This is a genomic window from Paracoccus sp. UBA5162 (assembly GCF_002413585.1).
Classification (GTDB): Bacteria; Pseudomonadota; Alphaproteobacteria; order Rhodobacterales; family Rhodobacteraceae; genus Paracoccus.
Window position 1 is genome coordinate 1 of sequence record NZ_DHXG01000056.1, and the last position, 25,002, is coordinate 25,002.

26 protein-coding genes are annotated in these 25,002 nt (G+C 65.0%); 18 read left to right on the top strand and 8 right to left on the bottom strand.

Annotation, left to right across the window (positions count from 1 at the left end):
* Positions 1 to 165 precede the first annotated feature (165 nt).
* From B4A72_RS08145 to B4A72_RS08185, 9 genes are all read left to right on the top strand, one after another.
* On the top strand, positions 166 to 471 hold the full coding sequence (locus B4A72_RS08145; protein ID WP_292955570.1) for an RNA-binding S4 domain-containing protein: 306 nt from the start codon (positions 166 to 168) through the stop codon (positions 469 to 471).
* 127 nt (positions 472 to 598) lie between these two features.
* Positions 599 to 937: a ferredoxin FdxA gene (fdxA, locus tag B4A72_RS08150; protein WP_292955567.1), complete on the top strand. Its 339-nt coding sequence runs from the start codon at positions 599 to 601 to the stop codon at positions 935 to 937.
* Between the two features lie 347 nt (positions 938 to 1,284).
* Positions 1,285 to 1,794, top strand: coding sequence for a CarD family transcriptional regulator (locus B4A72_RS08155; RefSeq protein ID WP_292955564.1), 510 nt, complete (start codon positions 1,285 to 1,287; stop codon positions 1,792 to 1,794).
* A gap of 223 nt (positions 1,795 to 2,017) precedes the next feature.
* Positions 2,018 to 2,935 (top strand): manganese-dependent inorganic pyrophosphatase, encoded by a 918-nt coding sequence (locus B4A72_RS08160; RefSeq protein WP_292978310.1) that lies wholly within the window; start codon positions 2,018 to 2,020, stop codon positions 2,933 to 2,935.
* Complete coding sequence (locus B4A72_RS08165; RefSeq protein WP_292955558.1) at positions 2,935 to 3,804, top strand: TIGR01459 family HAD-type hydrolase; 870 nt, start codon at positions 2,935 to 2,937, stop codon at positions 3,802 to 3,804. Before B4A72_RS08160 ends, B4A72_RS08165 begins: the two co-directional genes overlap by 1 nt.
* A gap of 174 nt (positions 3,805 to 3,978) precedes the next feature.
* Complete coding sequence (locus tag B4A72_RS08170) at positions 3,979 to 4,422, top strand: MaoC family dehydratase (RefSeq protein ID WP_292955626.1); 444 nt, start codon at positions 3,979 to 3,981, stop codon at positions 4,420 to 4,422.
* Between the two features lie 32 nt (positions 4,423 to 4,454).
* Positions 4,455 to 5,384, top strand: coding sequence for a bifunctional riboflavin kinase/FAD synthetase (locus B4A72_RS08175; RefSeq protein WP_292955555.1), 930 nt, complete (start codon positions 4,455 to 4,457; stop codon positions 5,382 to 5,384).
* Positions 5,384 to 5,824, top strand: a complete 441-nt coding sequence (locus B4A72_RS08180; RefSeq protein WP_292955623.1) for a YcgN family cysteine cluster protein — start codon at positions 5,384 to 5,386, stop codon at positions 5,822 to 5,824. Before B4A72_RS08175 ends, B4A72_RS08180 begins: the two co-directional genes overlap by 1 nt.
* Positions 5,821 to 6,861, top strand: a complete 1,041-nt coding sequence (locus B4A72_RS08185; protein ID WP_292978311.1) for a threonine aldolase family protein — start codon at positions 5,821 to 5,823, stop codon at positions 6,859 to 6,861. Before B4A72_RS08180 ends, B4A72_RS08185 begins: the two co-directional genes overlap by 4 nt.
* Before the next feature lie 7 nt (positions 6,862 to 6,868).
* Here B4A72_RS08185 and B4A72_RS08190 read toward each other — a convergent pair whose 3' ends face one another.
* From B4A72_RS08190 to B4A72_RS08210, 5 genes are all read right to left on the bottom strand, one after another.
* Positions 6,869 to 7,339 (bottom strand): CinA family protein, encoded by a 471-nt coding sequence (locus B4A72_RS08190; RefSeq protein ID WP_292955549.1) that lies wholly within the window; start codon positions 7,337 to 7,339, stop codon positions 6,869 to 6,871.
* Positions 7,336 to 7,827 carry a phosphatidylglycerophosphatase A family protein gene (locus B4A72_RS08195; RefSeq protein ID WP_292955546.1) on the bottom strand — a complete coding sequence of 164 codons (492 nt, stop codon included), beginning with the start codon at positions 7,825 to 7,827 and terminating at the stop codon, positions 7,336 to 7,338. Before B4A72_RS08195 ends, B4A72_RS08190 begins: the two co-directional genes overlap by 4 nt.
* A gap of 3 nt (positions 7,828 to 7,830) precedes the next feature.
* The gene (locus tag B4A72_RS08200) at positions 7,831 to 8,979 is read right to left on the bottom strand and encodes a bifunctional 2-C-methyl-D-erythritol 4-phosphate cytidylyltransferase/2-C-methyl-D-erythritol 2,4-cyclodiphosphate synthase (RefSeq protein ID WP_292955543.1); all 1,149 of its coding nucleotides are present in this window, start codon (positions 8,977 to 8,979) and stop codon (positions 7,831 to 7,833) included.
* The gene (purL, locus tag B4A72_RS08205; RefSeq protein WP_292978312.1) at positions 8,976 to 11,156 is read right to left on the bottom strand and encodes a phosphoribosylformylglycinamidine synthase subunit PurL; all 2,181 of its coding nucleotides are present in this window, start codon (positions 11,154 to 11,156) and stop codon (positions 8,976 to 8,978) included. The genes B4A72_RS08200 and purL overlap by 4 nt, the downstream gene beginning before the upstream one ends.
* A gap of 300 nt (positions 11,157 to 11,456) precedes the next feature.
* A complete protein-coding gene (locus tag B4A72_RS08210; RefSeq protein ID WP_292955537.1) occupies positions 11,457 to 12,362 on the bottom strand; it encodes a LysR family transcriptional regulator in 906 nt (301 codons plus the stop codon).
* A gap of 159 nt (positions 12,363 to 12,521) precedes the next feature.
* On the opposite strand from B4A72_RS08210, the gene B4A72_RS08215 reads away from it, so the two are divergent.
* From B4A72_RS08215 to B4A72_RS08250, 8 genes are all read left to right on the top strand, one after another.
* Positions 12,522 to 15,911, top strand: coding sequence for an indolepyruvate ferredoxin oxidoreductase family protein (locus tag B4A72_RS08215; protein ID WP_292978313.1), 3,390 nt, complete (start codon positions 12,522 to 12,524; stop codon positions 15,909 to 15,911).
* A gap of 64 nt (positions 15,912 to 15,975) precedes the next feature.
* The gene (locus B4A72_RS08220) at positions 15,976 to 16,788 is read left to right on the top strand and encodes a glutamate racemase (protein WP_292955531.1); all 813 of its coding nucleotides are present in this window, start codon (positions 15,976 to 15,978) and stop codon (positions 16,786 to 16,788) included.
* Between the two features lie 10 nt (positions 16,789 to 16,798).
* A complete protein-coding gene (ccmE, locus tag B4A72_RS08225) occupies positions 16,799 to 17,257 on the top strand; it encodes a cytochrome c maturation protein CcmE (RefSeq protein ID WP_292955527.1) in 459 nt (152 codons plus the stop codon).
* A gap of 191 nt (positions 17,258 to 17,448) precedes the next feature.
* A complete protein-coding gene (locus B4A72_RS08230; protein ID WP_292978314.1) occupies positions 17,449 to 18,060 on the top strand; it encodes a holin-associated N-acetylmuramidase in 612 nt (203 codons plus the stop codon).
* Positions 18,051 to 18,590: a holin family protein gene (locus B4A72_RS08235; protein ID WP_292955518.1), complete on the top strand. Its 540-nt coding sequence runs from the start codon at positions 18,051 to 18,053 to the stop codon at positions 18,588 to 18,590. Before B4A72_RS08230 ends, B4A72_RS08235 begins: the two co-directional genes overlap by 10 nt.
* 93 nt (positions 18,591 to 18,683) lie before the next feature.
* On the top strand, positions 18,684 to 20,648 hold the full coding sequence (locus tag B4A72_RS08240; protein ID WP_292955515.1) for a heme lyase CcmF/NrfE family subunit: 1,965 nt from the start codon (positions 18,684 to 18,686) through the stop codon (positions 20,646 to 20,648).
* Positions 20,645 to 21,100, top strand: coding sequence for a cytochrome c-type biogenesis protein (locus B4A72_RS08245; protein ID WP_292955512.1), 456 nt, complete (start codon positions 20,645 to 20,647; stop codon positions 21,098 to 21,100). The genes B4A72_RS08240 and B4A72_RS08245 overlap by 4 nt, the downstream gene beginning before the upstream one ends.
* Positions 21,101 to 21,168: 68 nt before the next feature.
* A complete protein-coding gene (locus B4A72_RS08250; RefSeq protein WP_292955509.1) occupies positions 21,169 to 21,939 on the top strand; it encodes an enoyl-CoA hydratase-related protein in 771 nt (256 codons plus the stop codon).
* Here the strand turns inward: B4A72_RS08250 and B4A72_RS08255 are convergent.
* From B4A72_RS08255 to B4A72_RS08265, 3 genes are all read right to left on the bottom strand, one after another.
* Positions 21,936 to 22,580, bottom strand: a complete 645-nt coding sequence (locus B4A72_RS08255) for a DNA mismatch repair protein MutT (protein WP_349675823.1) — start codon at positions 22,578 to 22,580, stop codon at positions 21,936 to 21,938. The two genes, B4A72_RS08250 and B4A72_RS08255, sit on opposite strands and share 4 nt — an antisense overlap.
* Positions 22,581 to 22,624: 44 nt before the next feature.
* Positions 22,625 to 23,047 (bottom strand): DUF983 domain-containing protein, encoded by a 423-nt coding sequence (locus B4A72_RS08260; RefSeq protein ID WP_414692160.1) that lies wholly within the window; start codon positions 23,045 to 23,047, stop codon positions 22,625 to 22,627.
* Positions 23,048 to 23,146: 99 nt separating this feature from the next.
* On the bottom strand, positions 23,147 to 24,532 hold the full coding sequence (locus B4A72_RS08265) for a diguanylate cyclase (RefSeq protein ID WP_292955503.1): 1,386 nt from the start codon (positions 24,530 to 24,532) through the stop codon (positions 23,147 to 23,149).
* 117 nt (positions 24,533 to 24,649) lie between these two features.
* Between B4A72_RS08265 and B4A72_RS08270 the strand changes: the two genes are divergently transcribed.
* Positions 24,650 to 24,940 carry a DUF3572 domain-containing protein gene (locus tag B4A72_RS08270; RefSeq protein WP_292955500.1) on the top strand — a complete coding sequence of 97 codons (291 nt, stop codon included), beginning with the start codon at positions 24,650 to 24,652 and terminating at the stop codon, positions 24,938 to 24,940.
* Positions 24,941 to 25,002: the final 62 nt, after the last annotated feature.

The following is a 25,002-nucleotide window of genomic DNA, read 5'->3' on the forward strand; positions in this document are numbered from 1 at the left end:
TGACGGTGGCAAGCCCCACCGTGACGGCGGCAAGCCGCAGGGCAAGGGCAAGAAGGGCGGCAAGCCGCATCAGGATCGCGGCCCGCGGACCTTCAGCGCGCGCCCCGAGAAGAAAGCCGATCCCGACAGTCCTTTCGCGGTGCTGGCGGCGCTTAAAGACAAGAAGTGACGGACCACCCCGGCGCGCTGCGACTGGACCGATGGCTGTTTCACGCGCGGCTTTTCAAATCGCGCGGTCTTGCCGCCGAACGGATCGAGGGCGGCGGCATCAGGCTGAATGGTCAGCCCTGCCGCAAGCCCGGCCGGAATGTAAAGCCGGGCGACAGGCTGGTCATTTCGGCCCATGGCAAGCTGCGAAGCGTCGAAATACTGGCGCTTGGGGCCCGCCGCGGTCCTGCCGCCGAGGCTCAGGCGCTCTATGCCGATCTGGACGCGCCGGCAGGCGGCGAGGGACAGGATTTTGACGGATAGCCGGGCCGCTGAACATGCGTTCCGGGCATCCGCACCAGTCGGGAACGGCGGTCTTTTCACCCCACCCGGACTTGAATGATGTCGGGCGCGGGCGTAACTGTCGCGGCGGACGGAAGCGGAGTTTCAGATGACCTATGTCGTGACCGATAATTGCATCATGTGCAAATACACCGATTGCGTCGAGGTCTGCCCCGTCGATTGTTTCTACGAGGGCGAGAATGCGCTGGTCATTCATCCCGATGAATGCATCGATTGCGGCGTCTGCGAACCGGAATGCCCGGCCGACGCGATCCGTCCGGATACCGAACCGGATATGGAAAAATGGGTCGAATTCAACCGGAAATATTCCGAACTCTGGCCCGTCATCACCCAGAAGCGCGAGCCGATGCCGAACGCCGAGGAAATGGACGGGGTCGAGAACAAGCTCGAGACATATTTCTCGGAAGCGCCGGGCGAAGGCGACTGATTTTCGCCAGTTGCGAAACCGAACCGACGGGTGATTCGCCTGCGGGATGAATCGTGCCGTTTCGCCCCGGGCTTGCGAAGTCCTTGACTTCTCGCCCTGAAAATCTGTCCGAACGGACAGATCGGTCTGTTTTCGTGACGCTTTTTTTGCAGTCGAATTTATGCTATGTTCATTTCACATTCGCATCTGACGGGAGTCAGAGGCCCCGAGGATGCGCGCCCATGATGCCAAACCCTGCGCTGCTGCCGGCGTAGGCAATGACAAAAACCAAGATCAGCCGAAGGCGGCAGCCGCCGCTGTCGGCTTTTTGCGCACCGCGTGTCGGGGCGCCACCTAGAGGAAGCCATATGTCCAAGACCAAGAAAAGCGAATTCCGCCCCGACGATTTCGTCGTCTATCCGGCCCATGGCGTGGGTCGCATTGTTTCGATCGAAGAACAAGAGGTCGCGGGACTTCGGCTGGAAATGTTCGTCATCTCGTTCGACAAGGACAAGATGACCCTGCGTGTGCCCACCGCCCGCGCCAGCGAGATCGGAATGCGCAGCCTGTCCAGCCCGGATCTGGTGGAACGCGCGCTGGACACGCTGAAGGGCAAGGCCCGAGTCAAGCGTGCCATGTGGTCGCGCCGTGCCCAGGAATACGAGCAGAAGATCAATTCCGGCGACCTGATGTCGATCGCAGAGGTCGTCCGCGACCTGCATCGCAGCGACGATCAGCGCGAGCAATCCTATTCCGAACGTCAACTCTACGAAGCCGCGCTGGACCGGCTGACCCGCGAGGTCGCGGCCGTCGGCGGATTGGACGAGGGGGCCGCGCAGCAGCGCGTCGATCAGGTTCTGTTGTCGCGAGCGGCCTGAGCCTGCCAGATCCCGGACATCTGAAAAGGCGTCCCGCCGGGGGCGCCTTTTTTGCGACGATCACGGCCCTGTTCGCTGCGCGGACATCGCGCGACAGTCTCTGCTGCCGGGACGCCACAGGGCAATCCTGCACCGCGCTTGTCCTGCGTGCCCTGCCTGCGTGGACATCGCCAGACCGCAGCCCTATAAGGCGCGCGACTTCTGAAATCCGCAAAGGTGCCCCATGATCAAGGTTTTCGGCCATACCTCTCCCGATACGGACTCGACCGGGTCTCCCATCGTCTGGGCCTGGTATCTGAACGAGATCCGGCAGACCCCCGCCAAGCCAGTGCTTCTGGGCGAACCCAATACCGAAGCCGGCTGGATGCTGACGCGCTGGAACCTCGACAAGCCCGAGATCCTGACGGCGCTTGAGCCGGGCGAGAAATGCGTCATCGTGGACACCAACAACCCCGCCGAATTGCCCGACGGCATCAACGACGCCGATGTGATCGAGATCATCGACCATCACATGCTGGCCGGCGGCATCAAGACCCGCACGCCGATCAACATCACCATCCGTCCCTTGGCCTGCACCGCGACCATCCTGCACGATCTGATGGGCGAGGATGCCGACCGCGCGCCCGAAGGCGTCAAGGCCGCGATGCTGACCTGCATCCTGTCGGACACGCTGGAATTCCGCAGCCCGACGACCACCCCCCATGACCGCGCCCTGGCGGAAAGACTGGCCGCGGATCTGGGTATCGACATCGCCGAATACGCGGCCGAGATGTTTGCCGCGAAATCCGATGTCAGCGCTTTTGCCGATGATCAATTGCTGCGCATGGACAGCAAGGAATACAAGCTGGACGGCACGCAACTGCGCGTGTCGGTTCTGGAAACCACGGCGCCGCAGGTCCTGCTGGACCGCAAGGCCGGGCTGATGGCCGCGATGCCGGCCGTGGCGCAGGCCGACGGGGCCGAACAGGTTCTGCTGTTCATCGTCGATATCCTGAAGCAAGAGGCCACGCTGCTTGTTCCCAACGATGCCGTCAGGCGGATCGCCGAGAAAAGTTTTGGCGTGACGGTCACCGGCGACAGCATCGTTTTGCCCGGCGTGATGAGCCGCAAGAAGCAGATCATCCCGGTCCTCGCACTCTGATGACCTGCATCATCGACCGGCTGGCACGGATCGGCCCGCATTACGAGGTGCTGTTCTGCGATCTCTGGGGCTGCCTGCACAACGGCAAGCATCCCTATCCGGCCGCCGTCGCGGCGCTGCAAGGGTTCCGCCGCGGCGGCGGGCGTGTGGTGCTGATGACCAATGCGCCGCGTCCGAACCAGTATGTGATCGCGCAGTTGGACCGCATGGGGGTGCCGCGCGATGCCTGGGACATGGTGATCAGTTCGGGCGATGCGACCCAGGATGCGATGTTTGCGGGCGCGGTCGGACGCAGGGTCTGGCATCTGGGCACGCCGAAGGATGACGGGTTCTTTACCGATATCCCGCCCGAATGGACCGATGCACCGCCAATCACGCGGGTGCCTCTGGACGAGGCCGAGGGTATCATCGCGACCGGCCCCTTTGACGAAAGCACCGAGGCGCCCGAGGATTACCGCGCCCGGTTCCTGCTGGCGCGCGAACGCGGCCTGCGGATGCTGTGCGCCAATCCCGATGTGGTCGTCGACATGGGCGAGACGCGGATTTACTGCGCCGGCGCCTTGGCCGAATTCTACGAGGATCTGGGCGGCGAGGCCTTTTATTTCGGCAAGCCGCATCCGCCGATCTACGACCGCGCGCGCCGGCTGCTGGGGCTGGACAAGAAGGCGCGCGTGCTCGCAGTGGGCGACGGCATCCGCACCGATGTGCTGGGCGCCGCGCAAGAGGGGATCGATTGCCTTTTCGTGACCGGCGGCCTTGCTGCCGAGGCGTTCGGCCCGGATGTCGAAAACCCCGATTCCGAATTGTTGCGCGAATGGCTGGCCGAACATCAGGCCAGCCCCGCCTACAGCATCGGCCGGCTGCGCTGAGCGTTTCCCGCCAGACTGCGGGCAAAGGCCGATAGCGGAGGAGCTTGACGCGCTGGCCGAGAAACAAAACTATCCTTTTATACGGTATTCGTGATACTTTATTGCGCGAAGTCTGTTTTGCTGCTATGCAGCATGACGATGAAGGATTCTGGCTTACATCAGATGGACACCCCGATGCTGGACAATCTTCCCCGCGGCACGATCGTCATCGAGGATCTGGAAATCGGCATGACCCGCCATCTTCAGAAACGGATCACCGATCGCGATATCGAGTTGTTCGCCGAGGTTTCGACAGACCGCAATCCGGTGCATCTGGACGATGCCTATGCGCAGGACACGATCTTCGAGGGGCGGATCGCGCATGGGATGCTGACGGCCGGACTGGTCTCGGCCGTGATCGGCGAACAGCTTCCCGGTCACGGCACCGTCTACCTGGGCCAGACGCTTAAATTCATGGCCCCGGTCAGGCCCGGCGACGTGGTCCGGGCCGAGGTGACGGTCGATGCGATCGACCACGCGAAACGGCGGGTCACGCTTGCAACCCGATGTCTGGTGGGCGATACGCTCGTGCTGAAAGGCGAGGCGGTCGTGCTGGCCCCAAGCCGCAAGTTCGACTGAAGGGGCGGTTGCGCCCCTCGAAGGGGGCGCGTTTGCAAATCCATCACGATTGGGTCGGATTGCCAGCCAATGCGCGCGGCGCGACCGTTGCGATGGGCAATTTCGACGGCATCCATCTGGGCCATCGTGCGGTGATCGACGCGGCCCGCGAGGCGCTTGACGCACCCCTGGGCGTCATCACCTTCGAACCGCATCCCCGCGAATTCTTCGCCCCCGACGCGCCGCCCTTCCGGCTGATGAATTCGGAATCCCGCGCCAATCGGCTGGCCCGGCTGGGGGTCGAGCAGCTTTACGAACTGCCCTTCGGCCCGGTTCTGGCCGGCCTGTCACCCGAGGCTTTCGCGCGCGAGGTTCTGGTGGACGGGCTTGGCGTCGGCCATGTCACCGTGGGCGCCGATTTCTGCTTTGGCAAGAAACGCGCGGGCAATGCCGCAACCCTGGCAGAACTGGGCCGTCATATGGGTTTCGGCGTCACCGCCGTGCCGCTGGTGGGCGTGAAGGGACGCGACTACAGCTCGACCGCGATCCGCACCGCTCTGGCCGAGGGCCGGGTCCGCGAGGCCGAGACGATGCTGGGCCATTGGCATCGGATCGAGGGCGAGGTGGTTCACGGCGACAAGCGCGGGCATGATTTCGGCTGGCCCACGGCGAATATGCAGGTCGAGAATCTGCACCTGCCGCGTCTTGGCGTCTATGCCGTGCTGGTCGATGTGCTGACCGGCCCCGAGCGGCTGTCCTGCCAGGGCGTCGCAAGCCTGGGCGTGCGCCCGATGTTCGGCCGCAACGCCCCCAATCTGGAAGTGCATCTGTTCGATTTCGACGGCGATCTCTACGGCCAGCATTTGTCCGTCGCGCTGGTCGATTTCCTGCGCGACGAGGCAAGGTTCGACAGTGTGGATGCGTTGATCGACCAGATCGCGCGGGACGCCGAAGATGCCCGCGCGATCCTTGCGGGCGCATGATGCGCGATCGGTTCTGGGACATGCCGCTGGAGCGCCTGACCCCCGCCGAATGGGAGGCGCTCTGCGATGGCTGCGGGAAATGCTGCCTCAACAAGATCGAATACGAGGATACCGAGGAACTGGCCTTCACGCGCGTCGCCTGCAAGCTGCTGGACGGTCAGGACTGCCGCTGCATGTCCTATGCCGACCGCCATCGCTATGTGCCGGAATGCGTGGTCCTGACGCCGAAGAAGCTGAAGGACATCGCCTGGTGGCTGCCGGCGACCTGCGCCTATCGCCTGCGCGCCGAGGGCAAGCCGCTCTACGATTGGCATCACCTGATCTCGGGCGATCCTGAATCGGTGCATCGCGCGGGCGTCAGCGTGCGCGGCTGGACCATCAGCGAGACTGAATTGTCCGAGGATGACTGGGAGGAACATATCATCGAGGATCCGTCGTGAACTTTTCGTCCGACAATGCCTGGGGCGCGCATCCCGCGGTCATGGCGGGGCTGGTCGCCTGCAATGACGGTGCGATGATGGCCTATGGCGCGGATGATGTGACGAGGCGGGCCGAGGCCGCGATCCGTGCGGCACTGGATGCCCCGCAGGCGGTGGTGCGCTTCGTGGCGACCGGGACGGCCGCCAATGCGCTGGTCTGCGCCCAGCTTTGCCCTGCGGGTGGGCGCATTTATTGTCATCAGGATGCCCATGTCGAGACCAGCGAATGCGGGGCGCCGGAATTCTTCAGCCATGGCGGCAAGCTGATCGGGCTGCCGGGTGACGCCGGCCGGGTCGCGCCCGCGCCGCTGGCCGAAGCCCTTCGGCGCGGCGCGGGCGGCGGCCTGACCGGCGGGCGCAATGCGATGGTCTCGATCACCGAAGCGACGGAATGGGGCGCGATCTACGGGCCCGGCGAGGTCGCGGCGCTTGCGCGGGTCGCACACGAGGCCGGCGTGCCGCTGCACATGGACGGCGCCCGGTTTGCCAATGCGGTGGCCTCGCTGGGCTGTTCGGCGGCCGATCTGACATGGCGGGCGGGCGTCGATGTGCTGTGTTTCGGCGGCACCAAGAACGGGGCGATGGCGGCCGAGGCGGTGGTGTTTTTCGATCCGGCCCTGGCCGAGGGCTTTGATTATCGACGCAAGCAATCGGGTCATGTCTTTTCCAAGCAGCGGTTTCTGGCCGCGCAGATGCTGGCGCTGGCAGAAGGCGGACTTTGGCTTGATCTGGCCGCGCAGGCGAATGCGCGCGCCGCGCGCCTGTCCGAGGCCGTGCTGGCGGCGGGTGGAGATCTGCTGGCGCCGGTCCAGACCAATGCGGTTTTCGCGACGCTTCCGGCCGAACTGCACAGGCGCGCACGGGCGGCCGGCGCGATCTACCACCTGTGGCCCGACAAATCGGCCGAGGGGCTGGATCCGGTTCCTCTGCGGCTGGTCACGGCCTGGAACACGCCCGAGGCCCAGATCGAGGAATTCGCGGCGCTGATCGCAGGCTGAGACGCGGTTATGCGCGCAGGCGCGCCAGGATCAGGTTCAGCGCGTGATCGACCGTCGCCGCGCGGACCTGTCCGCGCCCGATGGCGCCGAACTCGACCGTCTCGGTCCGGACCCCGAAAGCATCGGCGATGCCGAAACAGACCCGGCCCTCGGGCTTGTGTTCTGACCCGCCGGGGCCGGCGATACCCGTCACCGCGATGGTCAGCGTCGCCTCGGATCGCGACAGCGCGCCCAGAGCCATCTGGGCCGCGACCGCCTCGCTGACCGCGCCCTGGGCTTGCAGCGTATCGGCCCCGACGCCCAGCATCTGCTGCTTGGCGGCGTTGGAATAGGTGACAAAGCCGCGATCCACGACATCCGAGGATCCCGCCACCTCGGTCAGCGCGCCGGCGATCAGCCCGCCGGTGCAGCTTTCGGCGGTGGCGATCCTTGCGCGGCGGGCGCGGGCGGCCGCCAGAACGTCGCCGGCAAGGCTCATATCAGCAACCCATGCGCGATGCCTGCGGCGATGACGATGGCGATGCCGGCGAAAAGCCCCGCCCAGAGATCATCCAGCATCACGCCGCGCACGCCGCCTTCCCGGTCGGCGCGGCCGACCAGCCAGGGCTTCCAGATGTCGAAAAGGCGGAAGAACAGGAACGCCGCCACCCAGCCGGGATAGGGAAAGCTTTCGCGCGGCAGATCGGCGAAGAAAAAGCCCGCCGCCGGAAAGCACAGCGCCAGCCACTGGCCCGCGACCTCGTCGATGACGATCTCGCTGCGGTCCGGATCGGCCATGCCGGCTGTATAGCGCGGCACCGCCCAGAAGCCGAGGGCGGTCGCGGCGATGGTCGCAATGGCCAGCAGCGGAAAATGCCCGATCCGGTAGATCAGAAGGCCAAGGGCGATGGCCACGGCGGAAGCCCATGTGCCGGACGCGGGTCGCAGCAGGCCGACACCGAACCATGTGCAGAAAAGACGCTCCATCATTTATCCTTTCATCAGCGCGGCAGTGGCGATGGCCGCGATCCCCTCGCGCCGCCCGGTAAAGCCCAGCCGTTCCGATGTGGTGGCCTTGACGCTGATCCGTGCCGGGTCGATCCGCATGATCCGCGCCAGCCGGTCCTGCATGGCGGCGGCATGGGGGCCGATCCGGGGCGCCTCGCAGATCAGGGTCACGTCGCAATTGCCGAAGCCATAGCCACGCTCGCGGGCCAGATCGGCCGCGTGGCGCAGGAACACGGCGCTGTCCGCGCCCTTCCATTGAGGGTCCGAGGGGGGGAAATGTCGGCCGATGTCACCCTCGGCCAGCGCGCCATAGATGGCATCGGTCAGGGCATGCATGCCCACATCGGCGTCCGAATGACCGACGAGCCCGGCATCGTGAGGAATGCTGACACCGCATAGCCAGACATGATCGCCCGGCCCGAAGGCGTGGACATCGAAGCCATTGCCAAGGCGAATATCCATTCGGGCCCCCAGGATACGTTCGGCCCGGCTGAAATCTTCGGGCCATGTGATCTTCAGATTGTCCTCGCTGCCGGGCGTGACCGCAACCGTCAGGCCGTTGGCCAAGGCCAGTTCCACATCATCGGCGGCCTCGCCGGCATGGATGCGGTGCGCCGCGGATATCTGGTCCAGGGCAAAACCCTGAGGGGTCTGCGCACGATAAAGCCCGTCGCGGGGGGCTGTGGCGGCGACAAGCCCGTTGGCGCCGCGCCACAGCGCGTCGGTGACGCGCAGGGCCGGGGCAGCGGCCTGAGCGCCCGATTGCAGCGCCTCGATCACGCCCCTGATGACCGCATCGGGGACCAGCGGACGGGCGCCGTCATGGATCAGGACATGGCTGGTGGCGCCGCCTTCCAGGGCCGCCAGGCCCGCGCGAACGCTGGCCGTGCGGGTCTCGCCGCCGGCGACGATGGCGACGGAGCCGGAGAAAGCCCGGATGGCGCGGGCCATGTCGTCGGGGTGGACGACAAGGATCACCCGGTCGAAGCCGGCAAAGGCCGCGATGGCGCGGGCCAGGACCGTTCGGCCCGCAAGCTCGCGCCATTGCTTGGGAATTGCGCCGCCGGCGCGGCTGCCGCGACCCGCCGCCGTGATGATCGCGGCGTAGCCTGCGGGCGCGCGGACATTCATGCGTGATCGGGCCTGTCGCCGCCAATCGCCGAGGCAAAGGCGCTGCGGTAAAGCCTTGACAAGTCGGCCAGATCGCCTGCGTCCTCGCCCATCTGGACGGCCACGCCGCCGAAGCTGCCGACCTGAGCGGCGGGAACGCCCGCTGCTTCGGCCGCCCGCAGCAGCGCCGCCGCGCCCTCCGCGTCGCAGGCGACAAGGTAGCGGGCCTGATCCTCGGCATAGAGCCCGGCGATGTCGTCGGAGTCCAGGCGCAGTCCGATGCCCGCCGCCTCGGCCATCTCGAACGCCGCCAGGCCAAGGCCGCCATCCGACAGGTCGGTGGCCGCGCGCAAATGGGCCCGGTTAGCGCGGATGAATTCGCCGTGCCTGCGTTCGGCAGTCAGATCGACGGGGGGGGCATCGCCCGTTTCAATCCCGAACGCCTCGGCCGCCAGCGCCGATTGGCCAAGATGGCCTTGGGTGGTGCCGATCAGGATGGCAATGTCGCCTTCGGACGGCAGACCCGCGATCAGGTTCGACAGATCGTCGATCAGGCCGACGCCGCCGATGGTGGGCGTGGGCAGGATGCCCGTGCCGTCGGTTTCGTTGTAAAGCGAGACATTGCCCGACACGATAGGGAAATCCAGCGCCCGGCAAGCCTCGCCGATGCCCTTGATGGCCCCGACCAGTTGCCCCATGATTTCCGGCTTTTCGGGATTGCCGAAATTCAGGTTGTCGGTCGTGGCCAGGGGCAGAGCGCCGACCGCGCAAAGATTGCGGAACGCTTCGGCCACCGCCTGCTTGCCGCCTTCGACAGGGTTGGCGCGCACGTAACGAGGGGTCACGTCGGCGGTGAAGGCCAGCGCCTTCCGGGTGCCGTGGACCCGGACAACACCCGCGCCCAGACCGGGTCGCCGGATCGTGTCGGCCCCGACCTGCGTGTCGTATTGCTGCCAGACCCAACCCTTGTGGGCGTAAGAGGGGCTGCCGATCAGCTTGCGCAACGCCTCGACGGGACGGATCGGGGGCAGGGGCGCGCAGGGTCTGGCGGCCGGTGTCTCGATCCAGGGCCGATCGTATTCCGGTGCGCTGGAGGACAGCTTCGACAAGGGCAGGTCGGCCTTCACGTCGTTGCCGTGCAGGATCAGAAAACGATCCTCGGCGATCGTCTCGCCCACGATGGCGAAATCGAGATCCCATTTCTCGAAGATGGCGCGGGCCTCGGCCTCCTTCTCGGGTTTCAGGACCATCAGCATCCGTTCCTGCGATTCCGACAGCATCATCTCGTAGGCGGTCATGTTCGTTTCGCGCTGCGGCACGGCGTCCAGTTGCAGCCGGATGCCCAGCCCGCCCTTGTCGCCCATCTCGACCGCCGAACAGGTCAGCCCGGCCGCGCCCATGTCCTGGATCGAGATGACCGCGCCCGAGGCCATCAGTTCCAGGCAGGCTTCCAGCAGGCATTTCTCGGTGAAGGGATCGCCGACCTGCACGGTGGGGCGCTTGTCCTCGATCGTGTCGTCGAATTCGGCGCTGGCCATGGTCGCGCCGCCGACACCGTCGCGTCCGGTCTTGGCGCCCAGATAGACGACCGGCATCCCCACGCCCGAGGCCGCCGAATAGAAGATCCCGTCGGCATCGGCCAGTCCGGCCGCGAAGGCGTTCACGAGGCAATTGCCATCATAGGACCGATGAAAGCGAACCTCGCCGCCGACATTCGGCACGCCGAACGCGTTGCCATAGGCGCCGATGCCTTCCACCACGCCCTTGACCAGATGCGGCGTCTTGGGGTGTTCGGGCCGTCCGAAAGACAGCGAATCCATCGCGGCGATGGGACGCGCGCCCATGGTGAAGACATCGCGCAGAATCCCGCCAATGCCGGTCGCCGCGCCCTGATGCGGTTCGATATAGCTGGGATGATTGTGGCTTTCCATCTTGAAGACCACGGCCTGCCCGTCGCCGATATCGACCACGCCTGCATTCTCGCCCGGCCCGCAAATCACCTGCGGTCCGTCCGTGGGCAGCGTGCGCAGCCATGTCTTCGAGGACTTGTAGGAACAATGTTCGTTCCACATGGCGCTGAAGATACCCAGTTCCGTGAAACTGGGCGCGCGGCCGATGATCGACAGGATGCGGTCGTATTCGTCGGGCTTCAGCCCGTGCGCGGCGATCAGATCGGCGGTGATCGTCGGTTCCTGCATGTCCGGCCCTTCCTGCGCGTGGAGTCAGGCGCCTTTTATGGCCAGACGCGGGGTATGGAAAGGGCCGCGCGTCACGGCCGGCGGCAGGGCAAAAAAGAAGCCGGGCACAAGGCCCGGCCCAAGTCCAACAGGGAGGTTGAAGGTGATCAGCGATTAGGCTGGTCATCGCCTTCGCAGCACGATCTATGTGCAGTCCGTGAATGGATCAAGTCTTTTCATGCCGCACCCGCAGCATAGCGGACATGCAGTTGCCGAATGGCTACAATCGAAAGTTGTAGAGATCGGTGTGGGTGCGGACGCTCAGGCGCTGAGCGCCTCGCTTTGCCGGCGGCGATAGGCCTGAATCTCCTGCAGCACGAAATCGCGGAAGACCGCGACGCGGCGCGTCTGACGCAGTTCTTCGGGATAGGCCAGAAAGACCGGAACCTCGCCCGATTCGGTATCGGGCAGAACCCGCACGAGACGATCGTGATCAGCGGTCAGGTAATCCGGCAGGACGCCGATGCCGACATTCGCAAGAACACTTTGCAGGACGCCGAAATAGTTGTTCACCGTCAGGGTCGAGGTGATGTTCTGGGCCATGACCGTCTGGATCAGGCGGGCGCCGGCGGCCACCTGGGGCTGATCCGGCTTCTGGCAGATCAGCCGGTGACTGGTCAGATCCTCGATGCTGTCGGGGATACCGGCGTGGTCCAGATATTCCTGCGTGGCATACAGCCTCATGCGAATGTTCAGCAGCCTGCGCCGGATCAGGTCGGACTGGCTTGGCTCTTTCATGCGGATGGCCAGGTCGGCTTCGCGCATGGGCAGATCCAGAACCCGCTCCTCGAGGATCAGGTCGATTTTCAGATCGGGAAAGTTTTCGTAAAGCTTGACCAGGCGCGGGGCCAGCCACAGCGTGCCGAAACCGACCGTGGTGGTGACCTTCAATTCGCCGAAGACATGTTCCTCGCTGTCGCGAATCCGGGCCGAGGCACCGTCCAGCTTGCGCGCCATCGATGACGTCGCCTCGAACAGAAGTTCGCCCTGCTCGGTCAGGATCAGGCCGCGCGCGTGACGGTGGAACAGGGTCGTGCCCAGCGATTCCTCCAGCGCGCGAATCTGGCGGCTGACGGCCGATTGCGACAGATGCAGCGTGTCGCCCGCATGGGTCAGGCTGCCGGCATCGGCCACGGCATGAAATATTCTGAGCTTGTCCCAGTCCATAGGGTCAGTTTCCTGCGTGGCAGCCATGCGTTTTTTGCAGAGATGCGCTTCAACTGCCTGTCCCACACGCCTGCGTCAAGCACGGATTTTTTCCTTCATCGGTCAACAATTCTGACCTATAATGCCGCCCAAAGCCATCACGCACGGAGGAGACGCAGGATGAGCAAGCAGGAATTCTCGCTGGCCGACCGCTTCGATCTGTCGAAGTCCCACGTTTTGTTGAACGGAACCCAAGCCCTGGTTCGGCTGATGCTGATGCAGGCGGCACGCGACAAGGCGGCGGGTCTGGATACGGCGGGCTATGTGACCGGCTATCGCGGCTCGCCCCTGGGCGGTGTGGACCTGCAAATGATGCGCGAGGGCAAGCGCTTGTCGGAAGCCGGCGTGCTGTTTCAGCCGGGATTGAACGAAGATCTTGCCGCCACGGCAATCTGGGGCAGCCAGCAGGCCGAACTGCGCGGCGAGGGCAAGCATGACGGCGTGTTCGCGCTGTGGTACGGCAAGGGGCCGGGCGTGGATCGCAGCGGCGACGTGATGCGGCACGCGAACATGGCGGGTTCGTCGAGACATGGCGGCGTGGTCATGGCGATGGGTGACGACCATACCGGCGAAAGCTCGACCGTGCTGCACCAGTCGGATTGGGCCATGATCGACGCCTATATCCCGGTTCTGTCGCCTGCGGGGGTGCAGGAAATCCTTGATCTTGGGCTTTATGGTTTCGCGCTGTCGCGTTTCGCCGGCGTCTGGACCGGCCTGAAGACGATGAAGGACACGGTCGAGGCCACCGCGGTCGTGAACGGCGATCCGCATCGGCTGAATTTCGTGAGCCCGGATTTCGTCATGCCCGAGGGCGGGCTGAACATCCGCCTGGGCGACACGCCGGTGGCGCAGGAAGCGCGGATGATCGATTACAAGCGTTGGGCGGCCGAGGCGTTTTCCCGTGCCAACCGCATCGACCGCAAGCATTGGGGCAAACCCGGTGCCAAGATCGGCTTTGTCGCCGCCGGCAAGAACTGGCTGGATCTGGTCCATGCGCTGTCGCTGCTGGGTATCGACGAGGCCGAGGCCGAACGGCTGGGCCTGACCACTTACAAGGTCGGGCAGACCTGGCCGCTGGACATGAAGTCCATGCAGGAATGGTCCGAGAACCTGGATCTCATCGTCTGCGTCGAGGAAAAGCGCAAGCTGATCGAGGTGCAGCTGAAAGAGGCCATCTTCGACAACCGCCACGGCCGGCGGGTGCATGGATGGAAGCACGACCGAACCCACGAGGAACTGTTTCCGACACGCTATGCGCTGGATCCGGTGATGATCGCGCAGAAGATCGGCGGAATCCTGATCGAAGAGGGGCGCGGGACCGAACATATCAAGGCCGGACTGGAACGGCTGACCGAGGTGCGCCGCAATGATAACGCACCTGAGATTTCGACCAGAACGCCCTGGTTCTGTTCGGGTTGTCCGCATAATACGTCCACGAAGCTGCCCGAGGGAAGCCGCGCCTATGCCGGGATCGGCTGTCACTACATGGTGCAGTGGATGGGCCGTGAGACGACCGGCTTCACCCATATGGGCGGCGAGGGGGTCAACTGGGTCGGCGAGGCCCCGTTCAGCACGCGCGGCCATGTCTTTCAGAACCTTGGCGACGGAACCTATAATCATTCGGGAATTCTGGCGGTCCGTGCGGCGATCGCCGCGGGCACCAATATCACCTACAAGATCCTCTATAACGACGCCGTCGCGATGACCGGCGGTCAGCCCAACGAGGGCGATCTGACCGCGCCCCAGATCGCGCGGGAACTGGTGGCGATGGGCGTCGATCCGGTCATTGTGGTCTATGACGAAAAGGAAGACGTGGACCGCAAGAGCTTTCCCCAGGGGATGCGCTTTGAGGAACGCGCCGAGATGATGAACGTCCAGCGCCAACTGGAAGATGCCCGCGGCGTCAGTGCGATCCTCTATATCCAGACCTGCGCCGCCGAAAAGCGCCGCCGCCGCAAGAAGGGACAATTCCCCGACCCCGACCGGCGCGTCTGGATCAACCCCGAAGTCTGCGAAGGTTGCGGCGATTGCTCGGTGCAGTCGAACTGTGTCTCGATCGTGCCGCTTGATACCGAACTGGGCCGCAAGCGGCAGATCGACCAGTCCAGTTGCAACAAGGATTACTCCTGTCTCAAGGGGTTCTGCCCCAGCTTCGTTACCGTCAAGGGCGGCAGGCTGCGCAAGCCCAGGGCCGAGGCGTTCGACATGCCGGATCTTCCGGCGCCCGCGCTGCCCGCGATCAGCGGCACCCACAACATCGTCATAACCGGCGTCGGCGGAACCGGCGTCGTGACCATCGGCGCGGTGCTGGCGCAGGCCGCGCAGATCGACGGCAAGGGTGCGGGCATGATGGAAATGGCGGGGCTGGCGCAGAAGGGCGGCGCGGTCCATATCCATCTGCGACTGGCCGACCGCCCCGAGGATATCAGTGCGATCCGCGTGGCGACAGGCGAGGCCGATTGCATCATCGGCGGCGATCTGGTGGTGACGGCGGGGGCCAGGACCATCGGCTTGATGACGCAGGCGCGCACCGGCGCGGTGGTGAACGAACACGAGATCATCACCGGCGATTTCACCCGTTTTCGCGACTTTCAGATCCCAGCGGATCGGCTGAAGCTGGCGCTTCAGGCACGGCTGGGCGATCGGGTTGCCTTTTTCGACGCCAACGATCTGGCGCTGCGGATGCTGGGCGATTCGATCTATTCCAACATGCTGGTTCTGGGCGCGTGCTGGCAGCAGGGCCTGATCCCGCTGAGCCACGAGGCCATTGCCGAGGCGATCCGTCTGAACGGCGCCAAGGTCGATGAAAACCTGCGCGCCTTCGAAATGGGGCGGTGCGCGATGACCTTCCCAGACTTGTTGAAGAAGCCGGCGGATGTATCTGAATTGCCTGTCGATCCCGTGGTCTATCGTGAATCGCGCCTGGTTGCCTATCAGGGCAGACGGCTGGCAAGAAAATTCCGCGAACTGGTCGATGCGGCGCCGCCCGAGCTACGCGAAAGCATCGCAAGGGGTTATTACAAGCTGCTGGCCTACAAGGACGAATACGAGGTCGCCCGGCTGCATCTGACCACTGCCGATCAGGTCGCCTCGCAATGGGAAGGCGACACCAGGCTGTCGTTCCACCTGGCCCCGCCGGCGCTGACCGGCAAGGACGCGGATGGCCGTCCGAAAAAGCGGGAATTCGGGCCGTGGATGCTGAAGGCCTTCCGGATCCTGGCGGCGATGAAAGTGCTGCGCGGCACGCCCTTCGACCCGTTCGGCTACGGCGCCGAGCGCAAGCGCGAACGCGCCATGATCCGCGAGTATGAAACCGACATGCGCGAAGTTCTGGCCGGCACGAATGACGCGACCCTGCCGATCGCGATAGAACTGGCCGAACTGCCGCTGAGCGTTCGCGGCTATGGTCCCGTCAAGGACAGGGCCGCCGACGAGGCGGCCATCCGGCGCAGGGAATTGTTGCAGCAGTTCCGATCGGGCGATGCACCGAGGCGTGAAGCCGCCGAATGATCTGGGTCATTCCCAAACCGCCCGCGGCGTCCTAGAAGGGCGCGCAGGCTATGGGAGTGGCGACATGGCGGTTGGCGTTTTCGATTCGGGTCTGGGCGGGCTGACCATCCATCAGGCCATCGCCGCCCGCCTGCCGGATCTGCCGCTGGTCTATCTGGGCGACAATGCCCATGCCCCCTATGGGGTGCGGACCGCCGACGACATCTTCGATCTGACCTGTGCCGGTGTGTCGCGGCTGTGGGATGAGGGTTGCGATCTTGTGATTCTGGCCTGCAATACAGCCAGCGCGGCCGCGCTGCGGCGCATTCAGGAAACCTGGCTGCCCCAGGACAAGCGCGTGCTTGGGGTCTTCGTTCCGATGATCGAGGCGCTGACCGAACGGCAATGGGGCGACAATTCGCCGCCCCGCGAGGTCTCGGTCAACCAGGTGGCGCTGTTCGCGACACCCGCGACGGTTGCCAGCCGCGCCTTTCAGCGCGAACTGGCCTTTCGCGCGGTCGGCGTCGATGTCGAGGCGCAGCCCTGCGGTGGGGTCGTCGATGCCATTGAAATGGGTGACGAAATTCTGGCTGAGGCGCTGGTCACCAGCCATGTCGAGGCGCTGCTGCGTCGGATGCCGAACCCCGAGGCGGCGATTCTGGGCTGCACCCATTATCCGCTGGTCGAGGCCGCGTTCCAACGCGCGCTCGGGGACAATGTGGCGGTCTATTCGCAGGCGGGGCTGGTCGCGGCAAGCCTTGCGGATTATCTTGATCGTCGGCCCGAGTTTCTGGGCGCGGGCCGGGTGGCGAAATATCTGACGACCGGCGATCCCGTGCGTGTTTCGGGCAAGGCCACGCAATTCCTGCGCCGGCCGATCCGGTTCGAAGCGATCTGAGGAGAACGCGATGGCAGGTCTGAAACCGCTGAAGAAACGCCGCCGCGTTCAGGTTCTGATCGGCGCATCGGTCGCCTTGCTGATCGCCGTCGGGCTGATCGGATACGGGTTCCGGGACGGGATCAACCTGTATCGTTCGCCCACGCAGGTCAGCCAGCGCGCGCCGGCGCCGGACGAATATTTCCAGCTTGGCGGGCTGGTAAAGGACGGCTCGATCGTGAAGCGCGGCGGCGTGGCCTTCGATTTCGTCATCACCGATGGCGCGGCCGAGATCCCCGTGACCTATATCGGCCGCGATCCGCGTCCCGATCTTTTCAAGGAAGGTCAGGGCACCATCGCAAAGGGCTGGTATCGCGACGGTCGCTTCGAGGCGCAAAGCCTTCTGGCCAAGCATGACGAGACCTATATGCCGCGCGAGGTGGTCGATACGCTGAAGGATGCGGGCGTCTACCAGGATCCGAATTCCTGAGACGCGGCGCCGGGCGGGCTGCCTGTTCACCGGGGACGGGTCGCTCGAATCCGCGGCGGCAGGGGCGCGACCATGTGCGATGCCTGAGGATCACGACATGCAACGGGCGTTCGGTTAACAGATGGTTAACCGGAGCCGATCACCTTTCGGGCTTTCCGTCGTTCTGACGGCTGGCTTTCAAGGGGACCGGAATGCCGAGTGTCGAAGAAATCGCGCGAGAGATCGTCGCCCGCGAGGGTGGCTATGTGAATGACCCCGACGATCCCGGTGGCGCGACCAATCATGGCGTGACCATCGGGACGATGCGGCAGTTGGGCATGGATCTGAACCGGGACGGGCGGATCGACGCAGCCGATGTCAAGGCGCTGACCCGCGCCCAGGCCGAACAGATTTTCGTGCTGCATTATTTCCGCAAGCCGCGTCTGTCCGAGTTGCCGGAAAAGGTGCAGCCGAGCGTTTTCGACATGTATGTCAATGCCGGTGCTAATGCGGTGAAGATCCTGCAAAGGCTGGTTTCGCGCATGGGGTTTCCGGCGCAGGCGGACGGCGTGGTGGGGCCGAAGACCATCGCCGCCGTCGCCGACGCTGCCGAGGCTGCGCCCGACCATCTGGCCGACGCCTACGGAATTGCGCGACGGAACTATTATTACGCCCTCGCCGATCAGCGCCCGGCCAGCCGCAAATATGCGCGCACCAAGATCGGTGGAAAAGGCGGCTGGATCACCCGGGCCGAGGAGTTCATGGCCCCGAAATACCGGCTGACCGAGGCCGAACATCGTGAAAGGACCGCAAGATGGGCGTGATCGACCGATTTCTGGGCGTATCGCAAGGTGTCGGCGCGCTTGGCAGTGCCGCCACCGGCATGGCCGAAGTCTTTACCCAGAACGCGACCCGCAAGATGGAGCTTGAGGAACAGGCCTATGCCCGCGCCATCAACCAGTTGGGACAGGAATTCCAGATCGCGCGGCCGGGTTTCTTCGATAGTTTCATCAACGGGTTGAACCGGCTGCCGCGCCCTCTGCTGGCGCTTGGGACGATGGGTCTGTTCGTTTATGCGATGGTCGAGCCGGCCGGTTTCGGGATCCGCATGGAGGGCTTGCAGCAGGTGCCCGAGCCGCTTTGGTGGCTTCTGGGTGCCATCGTCGGATTCTATTTCGGTGCCCGCGAGGCGTATTATTTCCGCAACAAGGGCTGGCCTGCGAAAAAGGGCGCCGCAACCGTCAGCAAGGAGGGGCAAGGCGACGCCGCGGCCTTGACCGGCGCGATCCGCCCCGAGGACGATTTCGCCGACAACGCGGCCCTGCGCGACTGGGTCGCCAGCCTGCGCGGATAGGTCACACGGGAAACCGTGGGCTACGGCCAAAGGGGGGCTTTCCCCCCTTTTTTTGTTGCCATATGCTGCGGTCAGAAAGGGAGGACGACCCAGATGACCGCAGAATTCGGCCACTTCGCCCTGGTCCTGGCCTTCGCCGTGGCGCTGTTTCAGATGATCGTGCCGATGGTCGGCGCGTCAAAAGGCTGGCAGGGCTGGATGGATAGTGCGCGGCCCGCCGCGATCATGCAATTCGTGTTGACCGGTCTGTCCTTCGCGGCTCTGACCGTTGCCTTCGTGACCTCGGATTTCTCGCTGAAGCTGGTCTATGAGAATTCGCATACGGCAAAGCCGATGCTGTACAAGTTTACCGGCGTCTGGGGCAATCACGAGGGGTCGTTGTTGCTGTGGGTGCTGATCCTGGCGCTGTTCGGCGCGGCGGCGGCGGTCTTTGGCGGCAATTTGCCGCCCAGCCTGCGGGCTCGGGTGCTGTCGGTTCAGGCTTCGATCGGGGTGGCTTTCTACGCTTTCATCATCTTCACATCCAACCCGTTCCTGCGGCTGGCCGATCCGCCGTTCAACGGACGCGACCTGAACCCGCTGCTGCAGGATCCCGGCCTCGCGTTCCATCCGCCGTTCCTGTATCTGGGCTATGTCGGGCTGTCGATGGCGTTCAGCTTTGCCATCGCCGCGCTGATCGAAGGGCGGGTCGATGCCGCCTGGGCCCGCTGGGTCCGGCCCTGGACATTGGCTGCATGGATGTTTCTGACGACGGGCATTTCGATCGGATCCTGGTGGGCCTATTACGAACTGGGCTGGGGTGGCTTCTGGTTCTGGGACCCGGTCGAGAATGCCAGCTTCATGCCCTGGCTTCTGGCCGCCGCCCTGATGCATTCCGCCATCGTTGTCGAAAAGCGTGAATCGCTGAAAAGCTGGACGATCCTGCTGGCGATCATGGCCTTCGGTTTCTCGATGATCGGAACGTTCATCGTGCGTTCCGGCGTGCTTACCTCTGTTCACAGTTTTGCCAGCGATCCGGCGCGCGGGATGTTCATCCTTGGAATCCTGACGGTGTTCGTCGGCGGCGGACTGACGCTCTATGCGGTGCGGGCGCCGGCCATGATGGCCAAGGGCGTGTTCCAGCCGACTTCGCGCGAAGGCGCACTGGTCTTGAACAATGTGCTGCTGGCGGTCTCGGCCTTCGTGGTCTTCATCGGTACGATGTGGCCGCTGTTCGCCGAGGCGATGTGGAATCGCAAGCTGTCGGTCGGCCCGCCATTCTTCAACAAGGCATTCACGCCTTTCATGATCGTGCTGGCGCTGGCGCTGCCCTTGGGTGCGATCATGCCGTGGAAGCGGGCGTTCCTGGGGCGGACGATGCGGCTGTTGCGCGGGCCTTTGATGTTTGCCCTGGCGGTGATGCTTCTGGTCTTCGCAGTTTCGACCGGGCGCAGCGCGGTCGCGGTGATCGGCGCGGGTCTGGGAAGCTGGCTGATCGCCGGCTCTGTCGCCGACCTGATCCATCGCACCGGCAATGCCGGTCTGTCGCGGCTGGCGCGGCTGCCGCGCGCCGACTGGGGAAAGGCGATCGCCCATGCCGGGCTGGGTGTGACCTTTGTCGGCGTCGGACTTCTGACCGCCTGGCAGACCGAGGATATCCGCGTTGCCCAAGTCGGCGAAACCTTCGACCTGACGGGCTATCAGATCACGCTGGAAGCGGTGGACAAGGTTCAGGGGCCCAATTACCTCTCGACCATGGCGACGATGGCGGTGGCGCGGGATGGCCGCAGTATCGCCACAACCTATCCGGAAAAGCGGGTCTATCCGGTGCAGGGCATGCCCACGACCGAGGCCGCCATCGTCAACGGCTTCTTCCGTGACATCTATCTGGTCATCGGTGACGAGCAGGCCGGCGGGGGCTGGGCCGTGCGGTCCTATGTCAAACCCTTCGCCAACTGGATCTGGCTGGGCGCGATCATGATGGCGCTTGGCGGTTTGGTCAGCCTGTCGGACCGCCGCTACCGGGTGGCGGCTGGCGCGCGTTCCTCCACGCCGGCCCGCGCGGTTCCGGCGGAATGAGCCGGCTTGCGCTGATCCTGATGCTTCTGCTGGCGCCCTTCGCGGCGCTGGCGGTTCAGCCCGATGAGGTTCTTGACAATCCCGTCCTTGAAAGCCGTGCCCGCGATATTTCGCAAAAGATGCGTTGTCCGGTTTGTCAGGGCGAGTCTATCGACGAATCCAACGCTGGGGTCAGCCGCGATCTGCGCCTCTATATCCGCGAGCGGCTGGTGGCGGGTGACAGTGACGCCGAGGTCGTCGATGCCGTCGTGGACCGTTTCGGCGAGTTCGTGCTGTTCGATCCGCCGATGCGCGGTATCAATCTTCTGCTGTGGTTCGCGGCGCCGGTGGCGGCCCTGCTGGGCCTGATCCTCGCCTTCGTCTTCCTGCGCGGCCGGTCCCGCGCCGCGTCCTCGATCCGCGATCTGAACGAGGCCGAGCGTGCTCGGCTGGACGAAATCATGCACGAGTGACGCGGGGTCGCGCTTTCGCAGGCTGCATTCCGGCGCCATGATCCCCAAGAGACGCGGGGGAACATTGCATGACCCATGAGACCATCCAGTTCGCTGTCGCCGATGGCATCGCCACGCTTGTCCTGAACCGGCCGGAGGTGATGAACGCGCTGAATTCACGGATGCGGGCCGAGATCACCGAGGCATTGACGACCCTTCCCGAAGAGGCGCGCTGCGTTGTTCTGACCGGATCGGGGCGGGCTTTCTGTTCGGGTCAGGATCTTGGCGATGCCGGCGCCGCCGCGGATCTGGAGGCCACGCTGCGCGATGAATACGAACCGATGCTGCGTGCGATCACCGGCTGCCGGGCACCCGTCATCGCGGCCGTGAACGGAGTCGCCGCCGGCGCGGGGGCCAATCTGGCCCTGGCCGCCGACGTCGTGATCGCGGCTGAAGGCGCCAGCTTCATCCAGGCCTTCACGAGGATCGGGCTTGTCCCGGATGCCGGCGGCACCTTCATCATTCCGCGCGCCATCGGCGCTGCGCGCGCGATGGGCATGATGCTTTTCGCCGATGCGATTCCGGCCCGACAAGCGGCGGACTGGGGCCTGATCTGGGATGCTGTCGCCGACGCCGACTTCGCCGAGGAGGTCGCCGCACGCGCCCGGAAGCTGGCTCAGGGGCCGACCGGCGCCTATCTGTCGATCCGCCATGCGCTCGCGGCTGCGTTCTGCAATGACATGGAGACGCAACTGGCGCTGGAAGCCCGGTTGCAGGGCGAGGCCGGTCGCAGCGCCGATTTCCGCGAGGGGGTCGCGGCCTTTCTGGAAAAGCGTCCGGCGCGCTTTATCGGACGCTAGGCAATCTGGACAAAGCGCGGCCTGTGGTCGCGATTATCGAAGAAGGGCACGGTTCCAGGCACCGGCAGAGCCGATCCAGGCGGCAGATTGCGGACAAGCTGGGCCAGTTCGGCCAACACGACCTCGGTGATGAAGGGCAGGTTCAGGGCGCGCGCCTTTGCCAAGGGAACCCAATGCAGGTGTGAAAGCTCGTCGCAGGCGCGGCTGAAATCGTCGGGATCGCCGGCGATTTCAGCCGCATCGGCCACGAAAAAACGTGCATCGAAGCGTCGGGGCCGACCCGGCGGCGTGATCGCGCGGAAGACATAGATCAGGGCCGACGGATCGGGCAACAGCCCCGCCTCGGCATAGCCGGGCCACGGGCAGGCCGCGCCACCCTGCCTGCCGATCAGCAGGCCGGTCTCTTCGGCCAGTTCCCGCAGGGCTGCGGCGGCGAAGGCGTGGACATCGCAGGGCGCGCCCTCGCGCAGTCCAGCCGCCAGGCGGGTTGCATGAGGCGCGGTCAGGGTTCCGGCCAGCGGCGCGGTCGCGTCGCTTGGATCGACCGCGCCACCCGGGAAAACGTATTTCGACGGCATGAAGGCCGCTTTCGCGCCACGCATTCCCATCAGCACCCGGCTGCCGGCCTCGTCGCGGCGCATCAGGATGATCGTCGCCGCGTCGCGGATTGGCGGTTCGGCTTCGGTCACGTCGAGGCAGGCTCGGCGTCGATTCCGAAACCATGCATCCGCTTGGCCCATTGCAGCCCGATCATGGCTCCCTTGATCCGCGGCAGCAGCAGCAGCGACAGGATCACCGCCCCAAGCCCGAAACCGACGATCATGGTTGCGGCCGAGGGACGGAAGGCGACAAAAAACGCCAGAAGAAGCGGCGCACCCAGATGCGAGACCAGCAGAACCGTCATATAGGCCGGTCCGTCATCGGCCCGCTGGTGGTGCAACGCCTCGCCACATTCGGGGCAAAGATCGGTCACGTTCAGATAGCTCCGGAACAGCCTGCCTCGGCCGCAGGCAGGACAGCGCCCGCGCGCGCCAAGCAGCATGGCCCGCCGCGTCGGACGGTCTTCGGCCGGCAGGCTGGCGAGGGATGTCTGGCCTTGGCTGGGCATGGCGGTCTCCGTGGCAAGGGGCGCGGGCGGTGGGTGCCAATCTAAGCCCTTGGCGCCGCTTTCGCCAGTCCGCCTTTACTTTCGCGCCATGGCCGGGACTCATGCGGCACGTTCGGATTGCGCCAGCATGACACGGTTGCGTCCCAGCGACTTGGCGACGATCAGGGCCCGATCGGCCCGTTCCATCGACAATTCGGCCAGAGTTTCGGCCCGCATATCCACGGTGGGCGGGTGGGCAACCGCCGCGCCGACCGAGACGGTGACCCTGACCCGTCCGCCGCCGGACAACTGCGGCAGGACGATGCCGTCTGCCTCGATGCGCCGGCGGATCGTCTCGGCCATGTCGCAGGCTCCTGCCTCGTCGGTCTCGGGCAGCACGATCATAAACTCCTCTCCGCCCAGGCGCGCGGTCATCCCGGCCTCGGGTACCGAGGCGGCGATTCGGGCTGCGACATCGCGAAGAACCGCGTCGCCCGCAGGATGGCCGAAGCGATCGTTGATCGTCTTGAATCGATCCAGATCCAGCGCCAGCACCGCGAAGGGCCGACGCTGCCGGATCGCATCGCCGGCCATCGCCGCCAGCCGGGGCAGGGCGAAGCGCCGGTTGTGCAGGCCGGTCAGCGGATCGGTCATGGCCCAGACCATATTGCGCTGCGTTTCCGCCCGGCGGCGGTCGGCGTCGCGCTTGCGGTGCAACTGGCCCTCGACCGCCAGCGCCGCCATTTCGGGATTGCTGCCGCTGCCCAGATCCATCGGCAGAACCTCGCCCGCGCCCAAATCCAGCGCAATGGCTGACAACTCGCTGCGTTCGGGCAAGGTGGCCACGATAAAGGCCGCATGGCGCGAGCCGTGGCGCGAGCGCAGTTCCGACAGCAGCCGCAAACCGTCACCGCGCCCCTCGATATCGGCGGCGATCAGATACAGATCGGCACCTTCGCCGGTCACGGCAAGGCTCAGCGCCTCTTCGGGATTGTTTATGCGGAACTGGCAATGCAGCCGCGATTGCAGGCCATGGCGCCAGCGCAGGGCGCGGCCGGGGTTGTCGGCAACCAGCGTGACGCGATCTTCGCGGGCATGGCGGAACGGTGCGGCGGCCTCGCGCATCGCGCCGACCTGTTCGGCTACATCTTCGGCATCGCGCAGCAGACCGCGAATGCGCGCCAGCAGGATCTGTTCGTCCGCGGCGGGATCCAGGACAGCCGCCGCACCTGCCCGTAAAGCCTCGATTCGCACCTGCGCATCGGCTATCGCAAGGATCGTCACTTCGGGATATTCGACGTGGATCAGTCCGCACAGATCGACCAGCGCGCAATCGGGAAAACCCGAGGCCAGAAGCACCAGGTCGGGCTTGCCCTCGCGAAGGTGCTGCAAAAGCTGGGCGCTGCTTGCCGCGGTCAGCACGCCATGGCACGCCGACCCCAACCGCACCTTCATCATGATGCGCGTCGTGGCCGTTCCGTCAGCAACGATGATGCGAGCCGTCATCAGCCTTCAGACCCCTTCCTGCCCGTTTCGGCGAAGAATCACAGGATTTCCTTAACAAAGTGTTTCCGCTATTCGGAGCCGGCGGAAATCCGCGCAAAACTCACGCAGGGGTGACCCATGGCCTATTCGCCCGAACAGGCACGCGAGCTGGCGTTGTCGGCGCTGATCTGGATGACGGAAGATCCTGACCTGATTCAGGGCTTTCTCGGCGCGACGGGGCTGAGGCCCGAGGATCTTCGCGCCATGGCCAGCGACGCGGATTTGGCGGTCCATGTTCTTGATTTTGTGCTGCAGGCGGATGAACGCGTGCTGCGGGTGGCGCAGGCGCTTCAGATCAAGCCGGAAGAGGTGATGACCGCCCGCACCATCCTGGCCGGCCCCGGCAGTCACGGCTGGAGCATCGATTAGCCCCGGTCTTACCGGTTTCTTCACTTTTCGGCGCTAGGCTTACGCCAAAAGGAAGGTGAGAG

Coding starts and splice junctions, on each gene's coding strand:
- fdxA (WP_292955567.1), top strand. CDS start 599: ATGACCTATGTCGTGACCGATAATTGCATCATGTGCAAATACACCGAT.
- B4A72_RS08155 (WP_292955564.1), top strand. CDS start 1,285: ATGTCCAAGACCAAGAAAAGCGAATTCCGCCCCGACGATTTCGTCGTC.
- B4A72_RS08160 (WP_292978310.1), top strand. CDS start 2,018: ATGATCAAGGTTTTCGGCCATACCTCTCCCGATACGGACTCGACCGGG.
- B4A72_RS08165 (WP_292955558.1), top strand. CDS start 2,935: ATGACCTGCATCATCGACCGGCTGGCACGGATCGGCCCGCATTACGAG.
- B4A72_RS08170 (WP_292955626.1), top strand. CDS start 3,979: ATGCTGGACAATCTTCCCCGCGGCACGATCGTCATCGAGGATCTGGAA.
- B4A72_RS08180 (WP_292955623.1), top strand. CDS start 5,384: ATGCGCGATCGGTTCTGGGACATGCCGCTGGAGCGCCTGACCCCCGCC.
- B4A72_RS08190 (WP_292955549.1), bottom strand. CDS start 7,339: ATGAGCCTTGCCGGCGACGTTCTGGCGGCCGCCCGCGCCCGCCGCGCA.
- B4A72_RS08195 (WP_292955546.1), bottom strand. CDS start 7,827: ATGGAGCGTCTTTTCTGCACATGGTTCGGTGTCGGCCTGCTGCGACCC.
- B4A72_RS08200 (WP_292955543.1), bottom strand. CDS start 8,979: ATGAATGTCCGCGCGCCCGCAGGCTACGCCGCGATCATCACGGCGGCG.
- purL (WP_292978312.1), bottom strand. CDS start 11,156: ATGCAGGAACCGACGATCACCGCCGATCTGATCGCCGCGCACGGGCTG.
- B4A72_RS08210 (WP_292955537.1), bottom strand. CDS start 12,362: ATGGACTGGGACAAGCTCAGAATATTTCATGCCGTGGCCGATGCCGGC.
- B4A72_RS08215 (WP_292978313.1), top strand. CDS start 12,522: ATGAGCAAGCAGGAATTCTCGCTGGCCGACCGCTTCGATCTGTCGAAG.
- B4A72_RS08220 (WP_292955531.1), top strand. CDS start 15,976: ATGGCGGTTGGCGTTTTCGATTCGGGTCTGGGCGGGCTGACCATCCAT.
- ccmE (WP_292955527.1), top strand. CDS start 16,799: ATGGCAGGTCTGAAACCGCTGAAGAAACGCCGCCGCGTTCAGGTTCTG.
- B4A72_RS08230 (WP_292978314.1), top strand. CDS start 17,449: ATGCCGAGTGTCGAAGAAATCGCGCGAGAGATCGTCGCCCGCGAGGGT.
- B4A72_RS08235 (WP_292955518.1), top strand. CDS start 18,051: ATGGGCGTGATCGACCGATTTCTGGGCGTATCGCAAGGTGTCGGCGCG.
- B4A72_RS08240 (WP_292955515.1), top strand. CDS start 18,684: ATGACCGCAGAATTCGGCCACTTCGCCCTGGTCCTGGCCTTCGCCGTG.
- B4A72_RS08245 (WP_292955512.1), top strand. CDS start 20,645: ATGAGCCGGCTTGCGCTGATCCTGATGCTTCTGCTGGCGCCCTTCGCG.
- B4A72_RS08250 (WP_292955509.1), top strand. CDS start 21,169: ATGACCCATGAGACCATCCAGTTCGCTGTCGCCGATGGCATCGCCACG.
- B4A72_RS08255 (WP_349675823.1), bottom strand. CDS start 22,580: ATGCGCCGCGACGAGGCCGGCAGCCGGGTGCTGATGGGAATGCGTGGC.
- B4A72_RS08260 (WP_414692160.1), bottom strand. CDS start 23,047: ATGCCCAGCCAAGGCCAGACATCCCTCGCCAGCCTGCCGGCCGAAGAC.
- B4A72_RS08265 (WP_292955503.1), bottom strand. CDS start 24,532: ATGACGGCTCGCATCATCGTTGCTGACGGAACGGCCACGACGCGCATC.
- B4A72_RS08270 (WP_292955500.1), top strand. CDS start 24,650: ATGGCCTATTCGCCCGAACAGGCACGCGAGCTGGCGTTGTCGGCGCTG.